Origin of the sequence: Candidatus Defluviilinea proxima, from assembly GCA_016721115.1 — a bacterium.
Lineage (GTDB): Bacteria > Chloroflexota > Anaerolineae > Anaerolineales > Villigracilaceae > Defluviilinea > Defluviilinea proxima.
The window spans coordinates 1,139,989-1,163,258 of sequence record JADKIW010000001.1; the positions used below are offsets into that span (position 1 = coordinate 1,139,989).

A 23,270-nucleotide genomic window follows, 5' to 3' on the forward strand; every position below is an offset into this window, starting at 1 on the left:
TAGTTAGATGGGGATCGCTCACGTATCAAGTAAATAAAAAAGTTGGCAGGTTCAAGGAGATGTAGCATGATCAGTACACAACCTATAATTCAACTGGGAAATAAAAGATGACAAAACAAAAAGAATCATTACCATTGCACGGACAAGTCGCACTCGTCACCGCATCATCGAAGGGAATCGGTAAAGCATGCGCGTTGGCGCTGGCTGAATCAGGGGCGGATATTATCCTCGGACTGAGACAGGTTTCGGCTGGGAAAGGACTCGTGAATCAAATCCAGAAGATTGGGCGTGAAGTGTTGCCGGTCCAGATGGACGTCTCGAAGATGGATGAGATCACGGCGGCTGTCCAAACGGGATTCAAGCACTTCAAGCGCATTGACATCCTAGTGAACAATGCAGGGATCGGCGCGCCGAACCTGGCGGAGCGAGTCAACGAAAAAGATTTTGACGATACGCTGAACGTGAACCTAAAAGGGACGTTCTTCACTTCGCAGGCTGTTGGAAAGATCATGATCAAACAGAAACGCGGACGTATCATCAACATTTGTTCGCAAGCTGGGTTCGTGGCACTGCCGACCGAGTCGGTCTATTGCATGACGAAGGCGGCCATTGCACATTTGACGAAGTGCCTTGCATTGGAATGGGCGTCGTATAACATCACGGTCAACGCGGTCGCGCCGACGTTTATCACCACGCCCGGAACAAAAAAGTGGTTGGATGATTCTGCGTTTCGTGACTCCGTTCGCAAACGGATTCCGCTTGGACGCATCGGCAAACCCGAAGAAGTGGCGGGACCGGTTGTGTTCCTGGCATCACCTGCGGCTTCGCTCATCACCGGTGAGACGATCATGGTGGACGGTGGCTGGACGATTCAGTAGGATTGTTATTTAAGGAGAAAGCAATGCCAAATTTTAAGCAGATTACTTTTGTAAGCTTAGTAATGCTAACTGCATTGATGGCCGTTGCCTGCACGACAATTTCGCAACCAACAACACCAACACCGGAAAATACCCCATCGCCAACAGTGGCACCCACACTGGAAAACACTCCATTGCCTCAGGTTTTATCTACCACTCCTCCTACAATGAAGGGGCATATTGACGTGAATGGGTATAAGCTGGCTTATCAATGCTTTGGGGAGGGATCCCCAACAGTGATCGTTGAAGCCGCGCTATTTGATCAGCCAACAGTGGCTATGACCTGGAAACAAGTTACCGAGAGAGTACAAACCGTCACGCGTATTTGTATTTATAATCGTGCCGAAGTCCGCACCAGTCAGGATATTGCGCAAAATTTACACATGCTTCTCAGCAGAATCCCATTGCCAGGACCCTATATCCTTGTAGGGCATTCGATCGGTGGTTATCATGTGCGTGTGTTTGCGCATCTCTACCCACAAGAGGTGGCAGGTATGGTCTTGGTGGATACTACATATCCGGATCCGATGAAAGAATTTTTGAAGGCGTATCCGACCTACACGCCAAACGAATTGCCTGCCCTTACGAGTGATCGGGCTACGATGGTGGCTCCCACGCCGACAGTCAATGTGATTGCCGGAGACTTTGATGTCGCGGCCAGTACTGAGCAAGTCATCCAGGCAGGCTCACTCGGGGATCTGCCACTGATCGTTATCAGTCAACACCCTGATCCAACCCCATGGATGTCTCCGGGGTTTTCTTCGGAAGATGCAGAGCGACTTTCCACAGCCTGGCAAAATCTTCAAGCGGATCTGGCAACTTTATCATCGAAGGGTGTATTCATGACCGCCAAATATTCCGGCCATTACATTCCTGTAGAAGAGCCACAGATCATTATCGATGCGCTTACCCAGATGGTGAAAGAAATCCGAAGCCAGTAACGTGTGATGGCAGAAGAAGAATATGTAGAATCATGGGGGGCTCATGACGGGCGAGACGATCATGGTGGACGGCGGTTGTAAGATTCAGTAGTGGCAAATTGTCTTTTCGTCCCGCTGGGCATATAATTTGCTCATACAGTTTTAACTTGTGATCACCTAATACCCTAATTGAATTGGGCGTTTAGACAGAATTCGCCGCCCATAGGTAGTTATGTGAAATTGACCTGCTAAACACTATTGGGGATTCTGTTAGAGATTGGAAGATACTTGCTAATTGACAACGGTATGTGACTGTAAACTTAATGAATCGTGTTGGTATAAAGTTCTTTATTTGAAATGGTGGTGACATGTCTAAAATATTAAGAAAAATATTACAAATCACTTTATATGTTACATTGTTTCTTGTATTCATTTTTATAGTGGGGTCATCTCAAAAGTATGTACGGCGACTATTTCATCAGCCTTTGACAAATATATCTGTAGAAAATCCAAATTCTGCATTACTAAGTATGCTGATCAACAAATCGAAATTTTCTGGAGATTGGTGGTGGAATATTATTACTACTCATCAAGGCGATCACCCACAATACAACGCAAATATTAATGAGTTTGCCATACGGTTTCTCGTAGGTTACTATAGAGGGCATGATGTGCGGTTTACTCATACCCTAAACAAATATATTACTGCATCAAATGAAATTAACACTGATCCTATGTGGACGTCCATTGGTGTAAGTAACCCTGTAGACCAAGTACTCATTCCAATACCCGAAAGCTCCACTTTTCTAGATCCTGTATGCTATATTGGGATTGACAAAGCTGACCGAAGAACGACCAGATGCGTTTTAATAAGAGAAGATAGAAACATCCAAGAAAGAATAGAGTTGGATATTTATGGTGAAACTAGTGTAGAAGTAATGTCCCCGCTTGTGAATAATATAGTGATGTTTTTTGACGAAAAGGAATCGATCATAAAATGAAAAAACTCATTAGCGCAAAACTCGCGGGCAATATCCTTCTCGCTTCACTGGGACTGTTACTCGTCTTCCATCTTCTCGCCCTATTCAAAATCATTCCTGCGGATATCATGTGGGGCGGACAAGCTACATCCGCGAATATCATCACACTTGAGATCATTGCCATTGTCGTAACACTGTTCTTTGGCTTTGTTATTGCTGCAAAGACAGGTTATATCAAAGCTGGCAGGTTCGCTGTTATGGTCAATGTCCTTGTTTGGATTATTTTCACCTTTTTGTTGTTGAACACTTTGGGAAACCTTGCGTCGGGTGTCTCTGCTGAAAATTTCATCTTTGCTCCCATCACGATCGTGCTTGCTCTTTGCGCATTCAGGCTGGCGATTGAAAAATAATACAATTTAACGACACATAGCGTGTAAGAGACAGCACTGGCATCAATTGCAAGCCCTCATTTGATAAAGTGAACGAATTCAAACATATGAATCTGCGATCAATAGAAACCTGGATACAGCGACAATTGCTTGTAAATAGATCCAAAAATTTGTTTTTTGAAAACGTAAAACAAATTATGGATGTGGACCCGGGATTTCTCGTCTCTTTGGAAAAGCTGTTGCATGCCAGCACAGAGACTACACAGGGCGATGATCATTCAAAGATCGTTTCATTTGCCGCCAATGAATTGGCGAAACGATTGCTGTCTGTTAATCCATATTTGGAACTGAACAGCTCGCAAATCGAAAAATTGGAGGGTATCTACCGCAGAACCTGGCAGGAGATGAGAAGAACTGGAAATATAAAAATAACTCTTATGGATATTCACTATCCTGAATTATCGAAATGGCTTGCTTCCCTGTACCCGTCGAAGTTTCAAAAAATCCTCAAAACCGTACCTGTTGTAGGAAGTGTTGTGTATGAGGAATATTCGGCTGAACTGCAATTGGAATTGCTGGGGATTGACATATATGACATCCAACAACCTGTACTCGATATCGGCTGTGGCGGACAGGCCAACCTCGTAAGATATTTACGTTCGTTGGGGCTTGAAGGATATGGTGTTGATCGACATTTGGATGTTCATGGGTCATATCTTACAGAGGTGGATTGGTTTGCATATCGTTTCGAACGGGGCGCCTGGGGGACGATCATATCCAATATGAGCTTTACGAATCATTTGAACTATGCGTATCTACATGATGTCTCTCAGCTCGAACGCTATCTTTTGAGAATGAAAGATATCCTGTCCTCTTTGTTTATTGGTGGTTGTTTTTATTATGCGCCGAGTTTGCCTTTTGTTGAAGACAAGCTGTCCATAAATGAATATCGTGTAGAAAGAGTGCAAAAGGTCAACAATATATTTGTGAGCAAAGTGACCAAGGTCGCGTAGAAATTTACGATATTCTTCTACCTTTTGACGGCTTGTCTTACGATGAATGACACCTGCCTCAGAAGAAGAATCCTTGTACAATGCCTGTCACAGACAGGCATTGTATGTATACCCACCACACCCAATCCATTCAAAATGTAACTGAATATTTCCAGCGCGACCCCGAAGTACTGGCTTTGCTTCTCGGCGGTTCCATCGCACACGGATTCGAAACTCCGACCTCCGATGTAGACATTATGATTTTTGTCTCTGACGAAGTGTACAAGAAACGCTTTGCGGAGAATCGAGTCCACTTTTTCAACATGGAACTCACCACCTATGAGGGCGGTTACGTGGACGGGAAATACTCCACGCAAAGTTTTGTGAGGCAGGTTATCGAAAAAGGAAGCGAACCCGCTCGCTTTGCGTTTGCAGGTGCACAAGTTTTATTCAACAAGATAGACGGGTTTGAAGAGGATGTCCGTAAGGCGGCGGAATATCCCGTTGCCGCTAAAGCCGAAAATATCAAGCGCTTCTATGCTCAATTCGAGGCGTGGCATTGGTATTGCGGCGAAGCACTGCGCCTCAAGAATCAGTATTTGCTCGGCACATCAATCAGCAAGTTCATTTTATTCAGCGGACGCCTCATCCTTGCCCATAATGAACTGTTGTATCCGTATCACAAGTGGTTTCTCAGAGTGTTGGCTGGAGCAAAAGAGAAACCCGCAGGTTTATTGGAAAGTATTGATCGATTGAACACGTCAGCAACAACAGAAAATATAGAAACTCTTTACGAAACGATCAAAGGATTCCGTACGTGGATCGAAGGTAGCGTCAATTGGCCCACGCAATTCATGCTTGATAGCGAACTTAACTGGCAGGATGGCAAAACGCCGGTGGATGATCTGTAAAAAACAAACAAGAAATAGAGGAACAAAACATGGCAGATATCGAAGCCCTGATCGGGCAAATGACCCTTGAAGAAAAAGCCGCTCTTTGCACCGGCGCGAGTTCATGGACGACAACGCCCGTTGAAAGGCTCGGTATTCCAGAGATGGTGGTTTCCGATGGGCCACATGGTGTTCGCCGCGTGGTGGACGTCCATGCACTGGGAGCGGAGAGTCTGCCTGCGACTTGTTTCCCCACTGCATCTGCACTCGCATCCACTTGGGACGTTGACCTGATTCATCAAATGGGACAGGCTCTTGGCGAGGAATGTATCGCTTTGAATGTAGATGTGTTGCTTGGCCCCGGCAACAACATGAAGCGCACGCCTCTTTGTGGACGCAACTTTGAATATTTCTCCGAAGACCCTTTCCTCGCTGGTGAAATGGCGGCGAGTCTCATCAACGGTATACAAAGCAAAGGCGTGGGCACGTCACTGAAACATTTTGCAGCGAACAATCAGGAGTATGAACGTTTCGTGATCAGCGCCGCCATTGACGAACGCACATTGCGCGAAATTTATTTACCTGCGTTTGAAACCGCAGTTAAAAAAGGAAAACCCTGGACTGTCATGTGCGCGTACAACAAGATCAACGGCACGTATGGTTCTGAGAATCACAAACTGTTGACCGATATTCTCAAGAACGAGTGGGGCTTTGAAGGCTTGGTCGTCTCGGATTGGGGCGCGGTGCATGATCGCGTTACCGCGTTGAAAGCCGGGTTGGATTGGCAGATGCCAGGTCCGCGTGAGATGGATGTTCGGGCGGTGGTCGAGGCAGTTCGAAACGGAAGCCTGCCTGAGGTCCAATTGAATGAGGCGGTTCGTCGAATCCTGAAAATTGTCTTCAAAGCGGCTGAGACTCCCAAAGGCGGCGAGTTTGATGTTGATGCACATGATGCGTTGGCTCGACGTATCTCTGCAGAGAGTGTTGTCCTGTTGAAGAATGATGGCATCCTGCCGCTTGTGAATCCGCAACAAATTGCTGTGATCGGACGTTCGGCGCGCGAGGCACATTTTCAAGGCGGCGGCAGTTCGCACATCAACCCGACAAAGGTTTCTGTACCGTATAAGGAATTGCAACAACTTGCAGGCAATGCCGAGTTGACGTATGCCGAGGGGTATCCCAAGGATGATAGTTACCAGCCCGCGATGATCGACGAAGCTGTGAAGTTGGCGCAGGATGCGGATGTGGCGTTGTTGTATATTGCGTTGCCGTCGTTCAAGGAAGCCGAAGGGTATGACCGCCCCGACCTTGATCTCACGGAGCAACAAGTTGCACTCATCAAGGCAGTGGGAAAAGTGCAACCCAAAACGATTGTGGTTCTCAACAATGGTGCGCCTGTGGATATGCGTGCATGGATCAACGATACGGCGGCTGTGCTTGAATCATGGATGATGGGTCAATCTGGCGGCGGCGCGATCGCGGATGTGTTGTTCGGCAAAGTGAATCCTTCGGGCAAGCTTTCTGAAACATTCCCAATGAAACTCTCCGATACGCCCGCGTATACGAATTTCCCAGGCGAGAACGGTGAAGTGCGTTATGGCGAAGGTCTCTTCATTGGGTATCGTTGGTACGATGCAAAAGAAATTCCTGTGCAGTTCCCGTTCGGGTATGGTCTCAGTTACACAACGTTCCAATACAGCAACCCAAAAGTTTCTGCAAAACAATTCAAAGATGTGGATGGCATCACCGTCTCTGTGGATGTGACCAACACCGGCAAACTCGCTGGCAAGGAAGTGGTGCAAGTCTATGTGCATGATCGCAAATCAAAGTTGGTGCGGCCACCGAAAGAGTTGAAGTCTTTTGCAAAAGTGGAATTGCAACCCGGCGGAACCAAAACAGTCAGCTTCTCATTGGACTTCCGCTCCTTTGCCTATTACGACCCTGCATATAAACAATGGGTGACCGAAGACGGCGACTTCGACATTCTCATCGGTTCATCCTCCGCCGACATCTGCTTCAGCGAAACTGTGACCTTGTCCTCCTCCCTGACCTTGCCCTGCCTGCTTAACCGCGAGTCCACGATCCGTGATTGGAGGAATGACCCGCGCGGTAAAGATATGATCCAACCGATGTACGAAATGATGGTGCAGGGAATGCGGTCTGCAATGGGCAGTGGTGATGACGGCAGTGAATTCATTGGCATGGATATCGAGAAGTTCTTCCTCGAAATGCCTTTGCTCAGCATCCTGCAATTTCAGGAAGGTTTCCTCCCCAAACCCGCCATTGAGATCGTTGACGAATTACTTCAACAAGTACACAACAAATAAAAAAGTGTTTGGTAATGAAACGCCCTTTTTCGAAAGGGCGTTTCATTACTTTCATTCATTTGGATATCTGCTATACTTTTTGCAGGACTTTTCCATAAACAGTTATACGGAATTAGCCGTCTAAATCATAGTTAGGTGCTTTATTCAGGAATAAAAAAATGCTTCAAGAATTAAGTGAGCGACTTTCCAGAATTATCGAACAAAAAAGACTCAAAGAAAAACTTGAGCAGGATTTTCGTGCCGTTGAAACAGAATTACGAGACCAATTACTCCGCCTTGATACACTCAATGCTCAATTGGATAAAGAAAGAGTTGATGTTGAGAAATTAGAAAATGTTAGCCTGATATATTTGTTTTATTCGGTATTAGGCAGTCGTGAACAACAATTAGAAAAAGAGCGGCAGGAATTACTTTCCGTCCAACTTCTTTATCGACAAGTCAAGAATCAAGTAGAGTATTTAGAGCAAGAAAAAAGCAGGCTTTCAACTCAACTGGAAAAATTAGCGAGCACAGATTCTGAATACGAGTTGCTTCTTTCTGAAAAAGAAAAGTTTATTCAACAATCAAACCAAACAATCGCAAACCAGCTTTTTGAAACTTCGGAGAAGTTAGCAAATCTAAATTCGGAACTACGAGAAATTATGGAAGCCGTAACCGTTGGAAATAGTGTTATCGTAGATTTAAACCAGGCAATAAAGTCACTGGGGAGTGCCGAAGGCTGGGGAATCTGGGACATGCTAGGCGGCGGTTTTATCACCGACATGATAAAACATTCACATATTGACGACGCTCGAATTAACGTCACTAATGCTCAGAATAAAATCAGTCAATTCAAAAGAGAGTTGGCTGATGTACAGAAAAGTGCAGAAGTTCAAATTAACATTGGAGAATTAGCATCCTTTGCGGATTTTTTCTTTGACGGCTTGATTTTTGATTGGATAGTTCAGTCAAAAATTGAAGACTCATTAGAGCAATCTAATAACGCAAAAAGTATAATTACTCAAGCAATAAAAGAACTTGAAACGCTGAAAGAAAGCACTCAAAGTGAATTTGACAAAATAAAAGAAAGGCGAGTGCTATTAATAGAACGCGCCTAACAAAAAACTGCGGACGAGTGTCCGCAGTTTTTTGTTATTCCTTCTCGCCGCTTACTTGCATCCACGCTTGTTTCATGTTCTCGGCGTCCGCCTCCATGATCGGGCTCTCGCACAAGATCCTTCCGCCGCAACCAAAGTCCCGCAACACTTCGAACAAGAAGATCACCTTCAGGTCTGATTCGCCCAACGCCAGATGATTCTTCTCACCTTTGGGACCATACGCGATCCCCGAAAGATGGATGTGCAAATTTTTCAACGCCTCTTTCCCAAGGGTTGACTGATACATCTCGAGGATTTGAGTCCATTCTTTGGCCGAATTCATCGACCCATCGCCGGGGCGCGCGTGCAGATGCGCAAAATCGAGACACGGCTGTACACCGTCAATGGCTTTGCTCATTGCCAATGTATCTTCCAGTGAACCCAGCATCGCTGATTTGCCCATTGTCTCCGGCCGCAATATGACCGGGTTCTTGGCCTTGCGTAATTCCTTTACGAAATCTTTCAGACGCGGGATCGCCACTTTCAATACTTCTTCAGGTGATTTGCCAAAATAGGAACCCGGATGAAAGATGATATCCGTTGCACCAGCAAGGTTGCCATAGTGTGCCGCATCCATCAAACGCTGACGCGATTTGGGCCATTCCTCCTCGGTCGCATTCAAGTTGAAGAAATAGGATGCATGAACGCTCAACGCAACACCTTGTTCCTTGCTTGTTTTCTTGATCGCCGCACAAGTCTCTTCAGAGACGCGCACCGATTGCACCCAGCCCAATTCGAATGCGGTCAGGCCAAGGGATTTACTGAACTCAATGGCTCCCACTGAACCGCCCGGTTTCTTGGGCGTGCCAAGCGGTGAACCTACCGTGCCAAATTGAAAAGACAAAGCCATGTTTTCTCCTTTGCGCAATATGTAATTCGTATTGCGTACTACGTAATTACTTCCCGAACAATAGAGTCAAGCGTTCCCACAACGGTGGGCCTAAGATCAACAGTCCGATCAGCACGGCCGCCAATGCCGAGATCAAGACGGCACCCGCACCCACATCCTTGCCTACTTTTGCCAGTGGATGATGCACCGGGCTTGCGAGGTCCACTACAGCTTCGATGGATGTGTTGATAAATTCAGCAGTAAACACCATTGTGATCGCTAATACCAACACGGCCCAATCGCGCGGCGGCAATCCCAGCCATAACCCAACGATGACAACCAGAGTCGCGACAATGGAATGGATCCATGCATTGTGCTGAGTTTTAAGGACATATCCCCAGCCGCGAAACGCATGGCCGAAAGATCGAATGCGTGAATAGAAGAATTCTTTGAGAGTCATGGTTTTTACGGAGTACGTATTGCGTAATTACTCCTCACGGATTTTTATATCACCCAGTCCCAGTGATTTCAATATCTGGGCTTGCGCTTTCCACATCTTTGCTTTTTCTTTTGGTTCAGCATGGTCGTGACCGAGCAAGTGCAACACGCCATGTACTACCAATAATTGCACTTCAGCCTCCACAGGGTGACCGGCTTTCTCTGCGCTTTTCGTAGCATACGGCATTGAGATGATGATATCGCCAATATAGGTCGCACCAGTTTCAGGGTCCGATTCGGAGGCGGGGAAGGAGAGCACATCGGTTGGCGAATCGATTCCCAGATAGTCCCGATTCAGTTCCTGGATCTGTGCGTCATCTGTCAACACAATCGTGAGTTCAGAATCCAAATCTGTGGTTTGATTCTCAAGCGCGGCCTGTACAGCGTTTTCGAGCAATTCATTGGGGAAGGGAAATTCAGATTCGATATTGATCATAATTTTCTTGGTGCGGTAATAATGTTTTCGGTTGCATCCTTGGGGTAGGCAATGCGCGGATGATGCGTGCCTTTCAAAATGGTGACGAAGGCATCGGTGATGATACCGAGGTCTTTGAGAGTCAATTGTGTGTCATCAAGCTGGCCTTGCTTCTGCGCAGTCTCGATCGTGGAAAGGACCAGCTTGCGGATGGCTTCTTCATCCTGCGGGCGTTCGGCGCGTGAACGAGCTTCGGTACCATCGGCCAGCATGAGTAAGGCTGTTTCGCGCGAATGTGGACGTGGCCCCGGATAACGGAATTTTTCAAGATCCACTTTCGATGCATCGCCACCCGCGGCTTTGACAGCGAGACTGTGTTGATAGCGTGTGATCATCGTGCCGTGATGCTCGAGGATGAAATCATCAATGCGGCGCGGCAATCGGTGTTTACGGGCTAAAGCCACACCATCGGGAACATGCGCAATAATAACGCTTGAACTATCTTCCGGGCTGAGTCTATCGTGTGGATTGATACTTCCCGCCGCCTGATTCTCGATGAAGTAAGTTGGGTTCAACGATTTGCCAACATCATGGAACAACGCACCCACGCGTGTGAGCAGTGCATCTGCACCGATCAACTCAGCGGCTTGTTCGGCAAGGTTGGCAACCTGTAAACTATGTTGATATGTGCCGGGCGCGTGGCGTAAGAAGAATTGTAATAAGGGGAAATCGGGTCTTGATATTTCGATGAGCTGTAATGCAGTCGTGAGACCAAGCGTTTGCGCAAGGAAATATTGTAGTAACAATGCTACGCTCGATGCGGCCAACCCGCTAAAGACGGAAGCACCCGATAACTGCAACAACGCGATCCCATCCGTGATGGAGAGTGGCAAGCGGAAAGCCAACAGAACAACAATACCTGCCGCCGCAATTCCCATACCTGCACGGAAGAACGTCCACACACGGCGGGCCGAACCCAATACCAGCACACCCGCCATGGATGAGATCAGATAGTACGGCATTAGATCGAGTGCATTGGGCATGCCATATGGCACCAACAACGCGATCAATATGGATAGGACAATGCCCGCTTCGATGCCAAACAACGTGGCGATCAACAAGCCCACAGCAGGCAGAGGAAATGCGTAAGGTAACACGGTACGGTCAGGAATAATAAATCGCGCGCCGGTAACGAATATCAGGAACACCAACGCCACGATCACAAGACTGCGTGCATCATATAGAAACAATAAATGCCGTCGTGAGAAATATAACGAGGTCAAGGCCGCCAGCATCAACACCAACGCACCTGCCCCGGCATATTCCTGCCACGGGCTGGATTGTTCGATCAGCCTGAGTTGTTGCAATGCTTCCAACTGCGATGGGCGGATGATCTGTCCACGCAGAATGATGATCTCACCGGCTTTGTATTTTTGGGTGATGGGTTGCACCGCGTCTCTTGCCGACTTTTTAGCTGCTTCCGTCAGATCGGCCGAATACACGCTGTTAGCTGTTACAAAAGCAGAAGTCAGTTCCACAACTACGGCGGCCTGCTCTTCGGTAAGAGCCAGACTCACCAGCGAAGGAACGCTCCTTCGGACGGAATCCAGATCAGTGTCCCGAATGACGCGACGCATGACCTGTTCCAATACGCTTAAAGACTCCTGCTGGATCGTATCCCATCGTGCGGAGGGCAAAGCCAGTATCTCTTCAATCGTTTGCGGTTTGAGGGCGATATCGCTAAGGGATGTAATGTCGGCTATCTTTTGTTCCGGTGTTGCGTTCTCATCTTCGCGCACGAGTGTGATGTATTGCAGTGTTGCACGTAGACGTTCGAGTTGTTTGCGCGCAATGGCTTGATCGGGCGAGGCATACACCGGCGAGACGTTGTTTTCAGCCGCAAGACGTGCGTCATCGGTACGTACTTCACTGATATATTCTTTATCTTCTGGCGCTTGAAAATCGCTGGGTGATACATCCCCTACTTGCAAGGACACTGCGGCTGGCCCCGTGAGTGATGGCAATACTATTGCCCCATAGGATATGATGCTCACGAGACTGAGCAAAATGACCTGAAGCGTGCGGATGCGCGGCGGTATTGGACGATGCCGCGCAGGTACGATAGTCATCCTGATCTAAAAACTTTGCCACGGAGACGCAGATGCAAAGGGATTCTTTAAAAGAATCTCTCTGTGAACCTGTGTCTCTGTGGCAGATAAATTGAATGTCATGGTTACTTCGGTTGAAGCAGTTCCCGCACAGCGGCGCTGATCTTATCGTTGGGGGCCTTGCCCGCCACCTTACCCATCACGACTTTCATCACCTTGCCCATATCGGCTTGCGTGGATGCACCGGTCTCTGTGATGGCGGCCTGCACAATGGCGCGCAGTTCTTCATCAGGCATGGCTTTGGGGAGGAAGGCCTCGAGCACTTTGATTTCGGCTTCGTTGGCTTCCATCAAGTCTGTGCGGTCGGCTTTTTTGGCCTCTTCGAGAGACTCGCGGCGGTTCTTGACCTCCTTTTGGAGTAACGCGATCACTGCTACATCGTCCAGTTCGGCACGTTTATCCACTTCCGCTTGTTTAACGGCGGCCAGTGCCATCCGCACCGTGCGCTTGCGGATCTCATCGCCAGATTTCATGGCGTCTTTCATGGAATCGTTAAGTTGTGTTTTGATTGTCATGGGGATGATTATACTAGAGAAGAAAATGTCACGAGCATTCGTATTAGCAAACAGCAACTAACTCAAGGTCAGTTGCTGTTTGCTTTACAGGGGGTGTTTGCTCACCCAATAAGCAGATGTCAGTTATGGAAGGTTATATTTGACGTGGTACAGCGGAATTAAAGCCGCTTCTGTTTCACATAAAAGGCGTTCTGCTTGCATATACAGTTCCTGGCGTTCTGTAGGGTCACTGCTCCCAGATGCACTGTCAACTAATTGATCGAATTCAGGGCTTGAGAAACTTCCATAGTTATATTCTGAACCAGAGTGAAAAAGCATGTTCAAGAAATTATCGGGATCATTGTAATCAGCCGCCCAACCCATCCAGAACAGATCGGGCGTATTAGATTCGAGACGATTATTATAGTCACTGAAAGATTGAATGGCTTGCACTTCAACAGTAACTCCCAAATGAGTTTGCCACATATCTGCCATGGCATTTGCTATATTAAAGCGTGCGCCGGGAGCAGTGTCACCAGATGCGCTGACTAGAAATACAACCTTGGGGAATGCCGATGTGTCGGAATATCCCGCTTTCGTCAACAGTTCTTTGGCCATTTGAGGGTCGAACATTGCTCCAACTTCACCATATAGGTCACGTCCCAATGTTTCTGGCGGTGTAAGAGTGGTGGCATGGACAGGGTTTTTCGACTTATATTTTATTGCCATTTCAACCAGAACATCCCGGTCTATGGCATGTGCGAATGCCTGTCTCACGAAAGGGCTATTGAAGGGAGGCTTAAGGGTATTGAAACCAACGTAGCTAACCCCGGGACGTGCCGTTTTGTCCAAGGGTAACCAGGGATTACTTTTTCCAAGTGTGTCCACCGGCAGAACAACCAGCCCCGGCAAAGGTGTTGGCGAAGGGATTGTCGTAGCGGTTACAGTTGGTTCCGGTGTCGATGTAGGCGGTATGGGGGAAGGGGTGGGTGTGGGTATTGACGTTGCTGGGACAGGTGTTGAAGCAGGAGCGCATCCGCTCAACAAAACAACAAGTACAACAAAAGCAAGAAATACTGGCTGAACTGACTTTCTCATAACCCAATCTCCTTAGGTATTTACATCACAAGAATCTCTGGCTGTGACGATTGGTGACAATACTATATTAGTCCCCGGTTTATTACATGTGTCATATGTCACCGAATAGGAGATACAAACTTGTCCCCATAGAATAAGCATTAGCATCAATTCTCTGTAGACCGTCTTCCCCAATTTCCTACTATTTCCTCCCGTAAATGATCCCCACCTTCCCGAATATCTTGGGATGATTCAACAAGGATGGTATGGCGATCAGGTCCCTGAGTGATTTGTACTCGAAGTGTGTCAGCCCCATGCCTTGTAAATACTTTTTGAGTTCACTGCTAGCCCCATAATATTTTTCTTCGTAGAAATAATCCACGAAAGCAAACGCGCCACCAAGTTTCACAACGCGTAGAGCTTCCCGCAACACCAATCTCTTATCCGCAACGGACCGCACTTCGTGGAAGGTCAAATTGCTAACGGCTCCATCAAATTCACCTGTTGCAAAGTCCAGCGAGGCCGCATCCCCTTTTTGAAAACGGACTCGGCTTTCCACGTCGCCTAGTTTGGCATTCTTCTCACAGATACTCTTTGAATACTCCCAGTCCGCTCCCCAATAGTCCATGCCCACAATCTCGGCTTCCTTGTTTTGTTGGGCAAGTTTCACTGTCAACACACCGTTCCCTGAACCTATATCAAGAATCCTGCCTTTGACGTTAGTTTCCAAACTTTGAATGATCGAGTTGTAAATCTTCTCTTGAAGTTTTCCTCCCTTTTGCGAGAACATCACATACGCATACAACGGGAATAGGAAGCTAATAAAGATGGCTGCAAACAGGATGGTTGTAACAAGGCGATACAAAGACCCCAATGGAATAAAGGTCAACGCGCCCATTCCGAGTGTACATAACCCCAAAATAACCAAGTTCTTTTTTCGGATCCAGTTCCCGTAGTCTAATTGTGTTTCCATGATTTCCTCAAAATCGAAATTGAGCCTAAAGAAAGTAAGGGGTGAGTGAAGCTTATAGTTAGGTTATATTGACAAAATAACACGTGTTATTTTATAATAATAACATCTGTTATGTCAAGGAGATTTTTATGCCTTCAAAAGTTGTATTTACGCCAGAAATTATTCTGACTCGTGCGTTCAACATAGTAAAACGGGAAGGTTTGGAGACCTTAAGCGCAAGGCGGATTGCGAAGGAATTAGGTTGTTCCACACAACCTATCTATAAATCTTATAGCTCAATGGCAGACCTTCAAAGCGCCGTAATAGAAAAGGCAAAGGCATATGCGTTGGCTTATTTTTCTCAGGAATTAGCGACAGCGTCGCCCTTCTTATCGTTTGGATTGAGATATTTTCAATTTGCGCGAGAAGAGCGGCCGTTATTCGAAATTCTTTTTCTAGAAGGATTAATTGGAATATCTTTGGAAAACATAGGACAACCATTTAGCTCATTACTTGATAACTTGAAGACTGACCCTAATCTACAAGGTCTATCAGATGCGAGCTTAAAGCGTCTTGGCACAAATATGTGGATCTACTTACATGGGCTAGTAACGTTAATCCATAAGAATCCTACGGATCAAGCAAAGAACTTTGTCCAAGAAAAACTACTTTTAATGGGGAAGACACTCATTGAGGCGGAACAAACTCTAAACAGTTGAAGGGATTGATATTTATGAAAAAACGAATCGGGACAACTCTAATCATTGCCGCTTGTCTTTTTTTCTGCAATGCCATTTTAGGACGGTATATTGTATTGCCTGGTTATCTGGAAAACTTGGAAACAAGTCGAGCAGGTACAGCTCTTGCCGGACAGAGTATAGAAGGTTGGAAAATAGCTCGGTATTTATTGTGGGCATATTCATTCAAACTTGGGGCGTTTCTTTTAATCGTTGGAGCGTTTCTGCAAACATCGATAAAATCTGCCAGGTTCTGGTTTTTTACAACAGCAGGATTTATATATATTGCTTTTGCATATATCCCCCTACCTACTCCCAAATCCATCGTATTTGGTGTTGCAGGTGCTGTTATGACTGTATTGATCGTTTTGATCGTTCTATACTGGGCCAGGGAACGTGATCGTTTGCCAACTACGTTACAAGATGCTAGTGACTACCGCATGGCGGGATATTTCTTTTTTGCCATGGCTACCTATACACTATGTGGGTTGATGGGAGTGAAAACATTTGCTCTGCAACCTGAGAAAATGATCAGATATGGGTTACAAGCCGAAGCGGGTTCTTTCGCGTTCCATTTGCTGATTGAGTTGGTGCTAGGTTGGACGTTTTCCTTCCTAGCCAGCAGAAAGCATAGTTAAAAATAATATAACCACCTATCAGAGTGGTTATATTATCAACATAAACTAAACCAGCAAAATCTCCCCCCCTTTGAAGCTCAGGATTCCCTGTAGCTGTACGATTTACCTCACATGTGGATTTGAGTCTGTTCTCCCAAAATCCCTTCCTTTTGATAACGAGTAAAGAGCTGACCCCACGGTGTTGTTTCTTGCCATGTTTCGGCGATGTGCTTAAAACGCAGAGGCCATTGAAGATGGTCGTGACCGAATTCCGAGACAAAGATCGGAAAAGCTACAAGAGGGGTATGCATGATCAGGGGTTGTAGAAACTTGGTCGGTCCGTACCAGGCCAACCATGCCAAAAAGCCATGGAAGTTACTGCCCACTTTGAATCCCCAGTTTTCATTTGCAACATCGATATCGCCCACGATCTCAATCTCACGCGGATCGCCCACACCCAATCCTTTTTCATGTGCCAGACGGATATATTTGATGCTGAGCGGGTCGATGCCCATGATCTTGGCGGCAACCGCGTCAATCGCCACCTGGTCTGCAGAGGCGAGAATAACATTCTTTACCTCGGGTAGCATGGTACGTGGACCAGGTCCGTTGCCGGCAGTTGTCCCGTCCATCACGGCAAACAAACCTGGATGAATTTCTTTTTGGATGGTAAGCAAATCCACCAAGGTTTCGTGGATCCAGCTATGAGTGTAGTGTCGATGCGTGTTCAGTAATCCGCCAAAGGCATTCTTCATGGCGCCTGTGGTGGTGGTGTAAAGGTGACATTTCATCGTTGGTAAGTGGACGACATTTTTCCCCTCAAAGAAATCAGGGATATGGAGTCCCTCGCGGAAGATCTCGTTGAGTACCAGTAACTCGCCCTTGGGTTGGAAAGGAATCCACTTCATATCCTCGGGCTTGAAGTTGTACTTCACAGGGATCTGATAATGTTTGAAGATAGGGACGTAACCGTTGAGGTCCTCACCTTTGAATGTGTCTATTACGACGGTTTTATTTTGCACACAGACCAGGTCGTTAAAGCCGGATTGTTGTAACGCCTGCACAGTCCCTTCGAGTTGCCAGGGCGTGGTATTAGCGCTGGGCATGGGAAAGTGCCATGAGATATTGTCTTTAATGATCGTGGGTGTATTGGGTGCCAGTGCCTGCGGTCCGCCGCCCAATTCGAACAGGCGTTGGTAATCTTCCAGTATGGTTTCAGGCTTTGTGCGCAAGATGGCAACTTTGGACTTTGTGGTCATATGACGATCCTTTCTGTAGTGAAGACAAACTTCTCTTATATTACTTCCTCGACCCCGTCAACGCAGTCGTGATTCCTAAACCGACATAAACCAACCCCGCAAAATACCGCCCTCCTTTTTGAAAGCGGACATTCCCGTTCAACTTCGAAGCGAGGGAGCTGGCAAGCAATGCATATATGCTATCTGTAATGATCGCCATGCCTACGAAGATCGCGCCGAGTAATAAATTTTGTGCAGTCACATTTCCTTTTGTGGGGTCAACGAATTGTGGCAGAAAGGCAAAGAAGAACAACGCAGTCTTTGGGTTAAGAATGTTGACCGCGAATCCCTGCCAGTAAATGCGCGAGAGACTTTCCTTCTTCATTGCTTCTGCTTCTGCGCTATTATCCGATGATAATAGTTTTCGCACGCCAAGATAAATGAGGTACGCCGCGCCGAGATATTTCACAATGTCAAAAGCCAATGCAGATGAAAGCAAGATCGCCGAGAGTCCCAGCGCCGCCGCAACCGCTTGAATGAAATTTGCCGTCTCGATCGCAAATACTGAAACCAACCCGGCCATGCGTCCCTGACTGGCACTACGTGCCGTGATATATAACACCGCTGGGCCGGGAATCAATAACAAAGCCAGCGCGGCTCCCATGAACAAGAAGAGTTTTGATGGTTCGATCATGATTTGCTTTCTCCTACCACCGATGATGCACTTGTGGACTCACGAGCCGGTCATAAATATCACGGATCTTTCCCATCGCTTCATCCGACAATTGAGGCTGGTCCGCCGCACCGACATTTTCCTCCACCTGAGCCGGGCGCTTCGCACCGGGGATGGCGCACGTCACCGCTGGTGACATCAATATCCAGCGTAAAGCCATTTGAGTCATAGACATCTCCGCAGGGACGATGGAGCGAAGTTCCTCTACAGCCTGTAGGCCTGTTTCGTAATTTAACCCAGAGAATGTCTCGCCACGGTCAAACCATTCACCATTCCTATTACCCTGACGATGATCGTCTGATTCAAAAGCGGATTGTTTGCTCATCTTCCCGGTCAACATGCCAGAAGAAAGTGGCAAGCGCGCCAGAATACCGATCTTGCGTTTTTGTGCTTCGCGGAAGAACAGATCCAAAGGACGCTGACGGAAGATGTTGAAGATGATCTGCACCGTTTTTACATTTGGATATTCGATGGCTTTCAAAGCCTCCTCCACTTTTTCAACGCTCACACCATAGTTGAGCAACTTGCCTTCTTTTACAAGCTCGTCCAACGCATCGAACGTTTCGGGCATGTAGAATACTTCTGTTGGTGGACAATGTAATTGTAGAAGATCAAGCGCATCCACTGCGAGGTTTTTCAAACTTCGTTCCACATATGATGTCAGATTCTTTTTATTGTAAGAACCTGCCACATGCGGATTCGCCCGCCGTCCGGCTTTTGTGGCGATGTAGAACTTCTCGCTTCGTTCCTTGCGGAGCTTTCCCAGTAGTTGTTCGCTGTGCCCATCGCCATAGACATCGGCCGTGTCAAAAAAGTTCACACCGAGGTCAAGTGCGCGGTTCAATACCGCATAGGATTCATCATCCTTAACATTGCCCCACGTCCCACCGATGGCCCACGCGCCAAAACTAATGGCTGATACTTTCCAGCCAGTACGTCCAAGTTCACGATATTGCATAATAACCTCTTAGTATTTGATTTTTGTTCCCCCGGTAGTGCGTCGCACCACACGGGTAAGTTTATCGAATAAATAGGCAGAATCCACTTTGACGGCTAGTCATTATCATAAAGGTGCGACGCACCCTCATGCAGTTATCCCCCGATATGTGACATTTCCACTTTTGGCAGGTCAACTGTATTTTCAGAGCGGATCTCGGAATAACGGTCTGCGCGTTTTCCCCAAATGCGTGCGATCTCTTGCGAAAGTTCGTCATCCGATGCGCCATCCCGTATCAGGCTTTTGAGATCATGTCCCTTGACCGCGAACAGACATGTGTAAAGCTTTCCCTCCGCAGATAATCTTGCGCGGTTGCAATCACGACAGAACGGTTGTGTCACCGAAGCGATCACACCGACCTCGCCTTTACCGTCTTTGTAGCGCCAACGTTCTGCCACTTCGCCGGGGTAGTTCGGGTCAATGGGCTCAAGCGGCAATTCATCACTGATGATCTTAACAATCTCTTTCGCGGAAACCACATCATTTGTGCGCCAGCCATTGCTGTGACCCACGTCCATATATTCGATGAAGCGCAGGATGTATCCCTTTTCGCGGAAGAAACGTGCCATTGGCAAAATGCTGGATTCATTGACTCCACGCTTGACTACCATGTTGACCTTGATTGGCTCTAACCCGACCTTTTGGGCTGTTTCCATTCCCTTCAAAACTTTTTCTACAGGGAAGTCTACATCGTTCATGGCTTTGAACACATCGTTATCTAGTGAGTCCAGGCTGACGGTGACGCGCTTGAGCCCGGCATCTTTTAATGCTTGTGCATTGCGGGTAAGGAGGGAACCATTGGTGGTGAGAGTCAAATCGAGGTTGGGGATCTTGGCAAGCATGCCGATCAGCAGATGCAGGTCCTTGCGGACAAGTGGTTCGCCACCGGTCAACCGAATCTTTTTCACACCATGCGCTGTGAAAATGCGAGCCAGACGGGCGATCTCCTCAAAGGTCAATACTTCGTTCTGTGGCAGGTAGGGATAATCAGAACCGAAGATCTCCTTGGGCATGCAATACACACAGCGGAAGTTACAGCGGTCGGTGACGGAGATCCGTAGGTCGCGCAAAGGACGATTGAGAGTGTCTGTTAGGGTCATGGTTGGGTCTTTTCTGGGTAAGCCGTCCGGGGGTGGAAAATGCATGTTATGCTGTATCAGGCCCGGGCGGAGAAAGAAACGGGGCTTTTTGTCCAAAAAGCTTTAGGAATTATAACAATACTATATGAAGATGGATTGCTTCAATTGACTAGGGTTTTCAGCCATGCTATGATGCATGTATTATTCTTTTATTTTGCACGTTACAAAGGAGTTATTCATGAATAAGAACAGCACTTCTTTTCGCATTGTCGAATTTATTGTCCGTTTCATTGGCTTGTTCATTTTTGGTCCGTTGGGGTTTTCGCTTGGGGCGACCATCGCAAAATTTTTTGAACCTTCTGATACAGCTGAAACTTTCCTCTATCAAATCGTTTTTGCTTTGCTGGGTGGTTTATCAGGGTTTATTCTGATCCCATATTTCACCACTCGGCCAGCACGTGCCATTCGCAGATCGCTCGGACATCTTTCCGCAGAGACGTTGTTCGCCGGGTTGATCGGTTTGATCATCGGCTTGTTGACCGCCGCCTTGCTGGCATTTCCTTTATCTCTGCTTCCCACTCCGTTCGGACAGATCTTGCCATTCGTGGGCGTTGCAGGGTTTTCGTATTTGGGTATCTCGCTATTCGTGATGCGGCAGGGTGACTTGTTAGGACTGGTTAGCGCCCTAAGCGGACGCGGCGGTGATGGTGGTACTTCCTCTTCATGGACAAACCTCAACCGCACCATCTTACTGGATACCAGCGTGATCATTGACGGCCGCGTGGCCGACATCGCCAAAACGGGATTTTTGCCCGGCACGCTTCTCATTCCGCGCTTTGTATTGAACGAACTCCAATATATCGCAGACTCCCCTGATGGCTTGCGCCGCCAACGCGGCCGCCGTGGCATGGAAGTGTTGGCCGAACTACAGAAGATCCCCAGCATCCTCGTGCGCATCAGCGACATCAACGCCGAGGGCGTGCGCGAAGTGGACGATAAACTTGTTGTTCTCGCGCGTCAGTTGAAATGCCCGATCCTTACGAACGATTTCAATTTGAACAAGATCGCTGAGTTGCAGGGTGTGACCATCCTCAATATCAACGAACTTGCGAACGCGGTCAAGTCGGTTGTGTTGCCTGCTGAGCGCATGAACTTGAACATCTTCCAGGAAGGTAAGGAACATGATCAGGGCGTGGGCTACATGGACGACGGCACGATGGTCGTAGTGGAAAATGGACACAATTACATCGGTGAATACAAAGATGTGGTTGTCACCAAGGTCTTGCAAACTGCGGCTGGCCGCATGATCTTCGCCCGCGTGGATGAAGAGAATGGGAAGAAGAAAAAGTAAGTAAACGTTCGAACAAGTAGACAAGTACATACGTAGACAGGTAGCAGGTTGTAAAACATGGCTGCCTGTCTATTTTTATACCTGTAAACCTTTTCATCTGTGTGGTAAAAATAGGCCATGATCCGTTTATACAATACTCTCACCCGCAAAAAAGAAGACTTTGAAACCATCGAGCCAAACCTCGTAAAACTTTACGTCTGTGGCGTCACGGTATATAACGACGCGCATGTTGGGCACGCCATGTCTGCGCTTGTGTTCGATGTGATGCGGCGCTATCTTCAATATCGCGGTTATCAAGTCAAGCACGTCATGAACTATACTGACGTGGACGACAAGATCATCAATCGCGCCAATCAACTTGGCGAAGACCCACTCAAACTGTCACAGCGCTATATCGAAGATTATGCAAATGATCTCAAAAGCCTGAACGTTCTGCCTGCTACTTCCAATCCGCAGGTGAGCAAGACCATGCCGCTCATCATCGAGTTCATTCAGGGACTCATCCAAAAGGAAGCTGCGTATGCCGCGCCGAACGGCGATGTTTATTTCAGCGTGACCAGTGACGATGACTACGGCAAACTCTCTGGCCGCAGACTCGACGATATGCAGGCAGGCGCACGTATCGAAGTGGGAGAAGCCAAAGCCCACCCGATGGATTTTGCCCTCTGGAAAGCCGCGAAACCCGGCGAGATCTCATGGGATAGCCCGTGGGGCAAAGGTCGCCCCGGCTGGCACATTGAGTGCTCGGCCATGAACCTCGCTGAACTCGGTGAACAAATTGATATTCACGGCGGCGGCAACGATCTCATCTTCCCACATCACGAAAACGAGATCGCGCAAACTGAATCCTACACGGGCAAACAATTTGCCCGCTACTGGATCCACAACGGCATGTTGCAACTTGGTGGCGAGAAGATGTCCAAGTCTCTCGGCAATATCGTCAGCATCAAAGACTTCCTTTCGAAACGCGATGCCGATGTTATGCGGATGCTCGTTCTGGCTGGATCGTACCGTGCGCCATTGATCTTCAACGATGAGACTCAAGACGCCGCAGAAAAAAATCTCGAGCGCCTCAAAGCCGCCCTTCGACCTGCCTCCACCTCCGCAAGCGGACTCTCCGCTGAGGCCGTCTCTGCACTCACATCCCAAGCCGCGTCCACCAAGCAATCCTTCACCGACGCCATGGACGACGATTTCAATACTCCACTGGCCCTCGCTTCCTTGTATGAACTTGTCAAAGCCATCAACACTGCGCGTGATAACGGTGCGAACGATGAGCAGCTCAAACCTGCTCAATCCACCTTGCGTGAATTAGCGGATGTGTTCGGCCTTCGTCTCGCTGAAAAGCAAGGCTCCAGCGATGCCGAAGCACAAGTTATTGCATTGATCGCCGAACGGACCGAAGCCCGCAAACAAAAACAATGGGCACGCTCGGATGAGTTGCGAGATCAACTCAAAGAAATGGGCGTGACCATCGAAGATAGCAAAGATGGCACGAAGTGGAGATGGTCGTAATTACAACGTAGGGTTCGGC

The 23,270-nt window shown here is 47.6% G+C and carries 23 protein-coding genes; 12 read left to right on the forward strand and 11 right to left on the reverse strand.

The window, feature by feature from the left end:
- Positions 1 to 107 precede the first annotated feature (107 nt).
- The 8 genes from IPP66_05465 (at position 108) to IPP66_05500 (ending at position 8,512) form a co-directional block, all read left to right on the forward strand.
- On the forward strand, positions 108 to 878 hold the full coding sequence (locus tag IPP66_05465; GenBank protein MBK9924726.1) for a 3-oxoacyl-ACP reductase FabG: 771 nt from the start codon (positions 108 to 110) through the stop codon (positions 876 to 878).
- A gap of 23 nt (positions 879 to 901) precedes the next feature.
- Positions 902 to 1,858, forward strand: a complete 957-nt coding sequence (locus IPP66_05470; GenBank protein MBK9924727.1) for an alpha/beta hydrolase — start codon at positions 902 to 904, stop codon at positions 1,856 to 1,858.
- 347 nt (positions 1,859 to 2,205) lie between these two features.
- Complete coding sequence (locus IPP66_05475; GenBank protein ID MBK9924728.1) at positions 2,206 to 2,838, forward strand: hypothetical protein; 633 nt, start codon at positions 2,206 to 2,208, stop codon at positions 2,836 to 2,838.
- Positions 2,835 to 3,227, forward strand: coding sequence for a hypothetical protein (locus IPP66_05480; GenBank protein MBK9924729.1), 393 nt, complete (start codon positions 2,835 to 2,837; stop codon positions 3,225 to 3,227). The genes IPP66_05475 and IPP66_05480 overlap by 4 nt, the downstream gene beginning before the upstream one ends.
- 176 nt (positions 3,228 to 3,403) lie before the next feature.
- The gene (locus IPP66_05485; GenBank protein MBK9924730.1) at positions 3,404 to 4,219 is read left to right on the forward strand and encodes a hypothetical protein; all 816 of its coding nucleotides are present in this window, start codon (positions 3,404 to 3,406) and stop codon (positions 4,217 to 4,219) included.
- A gap of 104 nt (positions 4,220 to 4,323) precedes the next feature.
- Entirely contained in the window at positions 4,324 to 5,109 is a 786-nt protein-coding gene (locus IPP66_05490) for a nucleotidyltransferase domain-containing protein (protein ID MBK9924731.1), read from the forward strand.
- Between the two features lie 59 nt (positions 5,110 to 5,168).
- Positions 5,169 to 7,415 (forward strand): glycoside hydrolase family 3 C-terminal domain-containing protein, encoded by a 2,247-nt coding sequence (locus IPP66_05495; GenBank protein ID MBK9924732.1) that lies wholly within the window; start codon positions 5,169 to 5,171, stop codon positions 7,413 to 7,415.
- A 158-nt stretch (positions 7,416 to 7,573) separates the two neighbouring features.
- Positions 7,574 to 8,512: a hypothetical protein gene (locus IPP66_05500; GenBank protein ID MBK9924733.1), complete on the forward strand. Its 939-nt coding sequence runs from the start codon at positions 7,574 to 7,576 to the stop codon at positions 8,510 to 8,512.
- Between the two features lie 34 nt (positions 8,513 to 8,546).
- Here the strand turns inward: IPP66_05500 and IPP66_05505 are convergent, their stop codons facing one another.
- The 7 genes from IPP66_05505 to IPP66_05535 all read right to left on the reverse strand — a co-directional run bounded on the left by IPP66_05505 (position 8,547) and on the right by IPP66_05535 (position 15,005).
- Positions 8,547 to 9,401, reverse strand: coding sequence for a TIM barrel protein (locus IPP66_05505; protein MBK9924734.1), 855 nt, complete (start codon positions 9,399 to 9,401; stop codon positions 8,547 to 8,549).
- A 46-nt stretch (positions 9,402 to 9,447) separates the two neighbouring features.
- Positions 9,448 to 9,840, reverse strand: coding sequence for a diacylglycerol kinase family protein (locus tag IPP66_05510; protein MBK9924735.1), 393 nt, complete (start codon positions 9,838 to 9,840; stop codon positions 9,448 to 9,450).
- A 27-nt stretch (positions 9,841 to 9,867) separates the two neighbouring features.
- The gene (gene ybeY / locus IPP66_05515) at positions 9,868 to 10,314 is read right to left on the reverse strand and encodes an rRNA maturation RNase YbeY (protein MBK9924736.1); all 447 of its coding nucleotides are present in this window, start codon (positions 10,312 to 10,314) and stop codon (positions 9,868 to 9,870) included.
- Positions 10,311 to 12,422, reverse strand: a complete 2,112-nt coding sequence (locus IPP66_05520) for an HDIG domain-containing protein (protein ID MBK9924737.1) — start codon at positions 12,420 to 12,422, stop codon at positions 10,311 to 10,313. The genes ybeY and IPP66_05520 overlap by 4 nt, the downstream gene beginning before the upstream one ends.
- 104 nt (positions 12,423 to 12,526) lie before the next feature.
- Positions 12,527 to 12,976 (reverse strand): GatB/YqeY domain-containing protein, encoded by a 450-nt coding sequence (locus IPP66_05525; protein MBK9924738.1) that lies wholly within the window; start codon positions 12,974 to 12,976, stop codon positions 12,527 to 12,529.
- A 123-nt stretch (positions 12,977 to 13,099) separates the two neighbouring features.
- Positions 13,100 to 14,053 (reverse strand): hypothetical protein, encoded by a 954-nt coding sequence (locus IPP66_05530; GenBank protein ID MBK9924739.1) that lies wholly within the window; start codon positions 14,051 to 14,053, stop codon positions 13,100 to 13,102.
- A gap of 181 nt (positions 14,054 to 14,234) precedes the next feature.
- Complete coding sequence (locus IPP66_05535) at positions 14,235 to 15,005, reverse strand: class I SAM-dependent methyltransferase (protein ID MBK9924740.1); 771 nt, start codon at positions 15,003 to 15,005, stop codon at positions 14,235 to 14,237.
- A gap of 128 nt (positions 15,006 to 15,133) precedes the next feature.
- Here IPP66_05535 and IPP66_05540 point away from each other — a divergent pair, with 128 nt between their 5' ends.
- Together IPP66_05540 and IPP66_05545 are read left to right on the forward strand one after the other, a co-directional pair.
- Positions 15,134 to 15,703 (forward strand): TetR/AcrR family transcriptional regulator, encoded by a 570-nt coding sequence (locus IPP66_05540; GenBank protein ID MBK9924741.1) that lies wholly within the window; start codon positions 15,134 to 15,136, stop codon positions 15,701 to 15,703.
- 14 nt (positions 15,704 to 15,717) lie between these two features.
- The gene (locus IPP66_05545; GenBank protein ID MBK9924742.1) at positions 15,718 to 16,359 is read left to right on the forward strand and encodes a hypothetical protein; all 642 of its coding nucleotides are present in this window, start codon (positions 15,718 to 15,720) and stop codon (positions 16,357 to 16,359) included.
- 107 nt (positions 16,360 to 16,466) lie between these two features.
- Here IPP66_05545 and IPP66_05550 read toward each other — a convergent pair whose 3' ends face one another.
- From IPP66_05550 to moaA, 4 genes are all read right to left on the reverse strand, one after another.
- Complete coding sequence (locus IPP66_05550) at positions 16,467 to 17,597, reverse strand: DUF362 domain-containing protein (protein ID MBK9924743.1); 1,131 nt, start codon at positions 17,595 to 17,597, stop codon at positions 16,467 to 16,469.
- A 40-nt stretch (positions 17,598 to 17,637) separates the two neighbouring features.
- Positions 17,638 to 18,270 (reverse strand): LysE family translocator, encoded by a 633-nt coding sequence (locus IPP66_05555; GenBank protein ID MBK9924744.1) that lies wholly within the window; start codon positions 18,268 to 18,270, stop codon positions 17,638 to 17,640.
- Between the two features lie 13 nt (positions 18,271 to 18,283).
- Complete coding sequence (locus tag IPP66_05560; protein ID MBK9924745.1) at positions 18,284 to 19,267, reverse strand: aldo/keto reductase; 984 nt, start codon at positions 19,265 to 19,267, stop codon at positions 18,284 to 18,286.
- A 134-nt stretch (positions 19,268 to 19,401) separates the two neighbouring features.
- Complete coding sequence (moaA, locus tag IPP66_05565) at positions 19,402 to 20,451, reverse strand: GTP 3',8-cyclase MoaA (protein ID MBK9924746.1); 1,050 nt, start codon at positions 20,449 to 20,451, stop codon at positions 19,402 to 19,404.
- Positions 20,452 to 20,623: 172 nt separating this feature from the next.
- On the opposite strand from moaA, the gene IPP66_05570 reads away from it, so the two are divergent.
- Both IPP66_05570 and IPP66_05575 read left to right on the forward strand, forming a co-directional pair.
- Positions 20,624 to 21,736, forward strand: a complete 1,113-nt coding sequence (locus IPP66_05570) for a PIN domain-containing protein (protein ID MBK9924747.1) — start codon at positions 20,624 to 20,626, stop codon at positions 21,734 to 21,736.
- A 117-nt stretch (positions 21,737 to 21,853) separates the two neighbouring features.
- Complete coding sequence (locus tag IPP66_05575) at positions 21,854 to 23,251, forward strand: cysteine--tRNA ligase (protein MBK9924748.1); 1,398 nt, start codon at positions 21,854 to 21,856, stop codon at positions 23,249 to 23,251.
- The last annotated feature ends 19 nt before the right edge of the window (positions 23,252 to 23,270 follow it).

Bases quoted from the DNA above. Each gene is read 5' to 3' on its own strand.
- IPP66_05465 (MBK9924726.1), top strand. From the start codon at position 108: ATGACAAAACAAAAAGAATCATTACCATTGCACGGACAAGTCGCACTC.
- IPP66_05470 (MBK9924727.1), top strand. From the start codon at position 902: ATGCCAAATTTTAAGCAGATTACTTTTGTAAGCTTAGTAATGCTAACT.
- IPP66_05475 (MBK9924728.1), top strand. From the start codon at position 2,206: ATGTCTAAAATATTAAGAAAAATATTACAAATCACTTTATATGTTACA.
- IPP66_05480 (MBK9924729.1), top strand. From the start codon at position 2,835: ATGAAAAAACTCATTAGCGCAAAACTCGCGGGCAATATCCTTCTCGCT.
- IPP66_05485 (MBK9924730.1), top strand. From the start codon at position 3,404: ATGGATGTGGACCCGGGATTTCTCGTCTCTTTGGAAAAGCTGTTGCAT.
- IPP66_05490 (MBK9924731.1), top strand. From the start codon at position 4,324: ATGTATACCCACCACACCCAATCCATTCAAAATGTAACTGAATATTTC.
- IPP66_05495 (MBK9924732.1), top strand. From the start codon at position 5,169: ATGACCCTTGAAGAAAAAGCCGCTCTTTGCACCGGCGCGAGTTCATGG.
- IPP66_05500 (MBK9924733.1), top strand. From the start codon at position 7,574: ATGCTTCAAGAATTAAGTGAGCGACTTTCCAGAATTATCGAACAAAAA.
- IPP66_05505 (MBK9924734.1), bottom strand. From the start codon at position 9,401: ATGGCTTTGTCTTTTCAATTTGGCACGGTAGGTTCACCGCTTGGCACG.
- IPP66_05510 (MBK9924735.1), bottom strand. From the start codon at position 9,840: ATGACTCTCAAAGAATTCTTCTATTCACGCATTCGATCTTTCGGCCAT.
- ybeY (MBK9924736.1), bottom strand. From the start codon at position 10,314: ATGATCAATATCGAATCTGAATTTCCCTTCCCCAATGAATTGCTCGAA.
- IPP66_05520 (MBK9924737.1), bottom strand. From the start codon at position 12,422: ATGACTATCGTACCTGCGCGGCATCGTCCAATACCGCCGCGCATCCGC.
- IPP66_05525 (MBK9924738.1), bottom strand. From the start codon at position 12,976: ATGACAATCAAAACACAACTTAACGATTCCATGAAAGACGCCATGAAA.
- IPP66_05530 (MBK9924739.1), bottom strand. From the start codon at position 14,053: ATGAGAAAGTCAGTTCAGCCAGTATTTCTTGCTTTTGTTGTACTTGTT.
- IPP66_05535 (MBK9924740.1), bottom strand. From the start codon at position 15,005: ATGGAAACACAATTAGACTACGGGAACTGGATCCGAAAAAAGAACTTG.
- IPP66_05540 (MBK9924741.1), top strand. From the start codon at position 15,134: ATGCCTTCAAAAGTTGTATTTACGCCAGAAATTATTCTGACTCGTGCG.
- IPP66_05545 (MBK9924742.1), top strand. From the start codon at position 15,718: ATGAAAAAACGAATCGGGACAACTCTAATCATTGCCGCTTGTCTTTTT.
- IPP66_05550 (MBK9924743.1), bottom strand. From the start codon at position 17,597: ATGACCACAAAGTCCAAAGTTGCCATCTTGCGCACAAAGCCTGAAACC.
- IPP66_05555 (MBK9924744.1), bottom strand. From the start codon at position 18,270: ATGATCGAACCATCAAAACTCTTCTTGTTCATGGGAGCCGCGCTGGCT.
- IPP66_05560 (MBK9924745.1), bottom strand. From the start codon at position 19,267: ATGCAATATCGTGAACTTGGACGTACTGGCTGGAAAGTATCAGCCATT.
- moaA (MBK9924746.1), bottom strand. From the start codon at position 20,451: ATGCATTTTCCACCCCCGGACGGCTTACCCAGAAAAGACCCAACCATG.
- IPP66_05570 (MBK9924747.1), top strand. From the start codon at position 20,624: ATGAATAAGAACAGCACTTCTTTTCGCATTGTCGAATTTATTGTCCGT.
- IPP66_05575 (MBK9924748.1), top strand. From the start codon at position 21,854: ATGATCCGTTTATACAATACTCTCACCCGCAAAAAAGAAGACTTTGAA.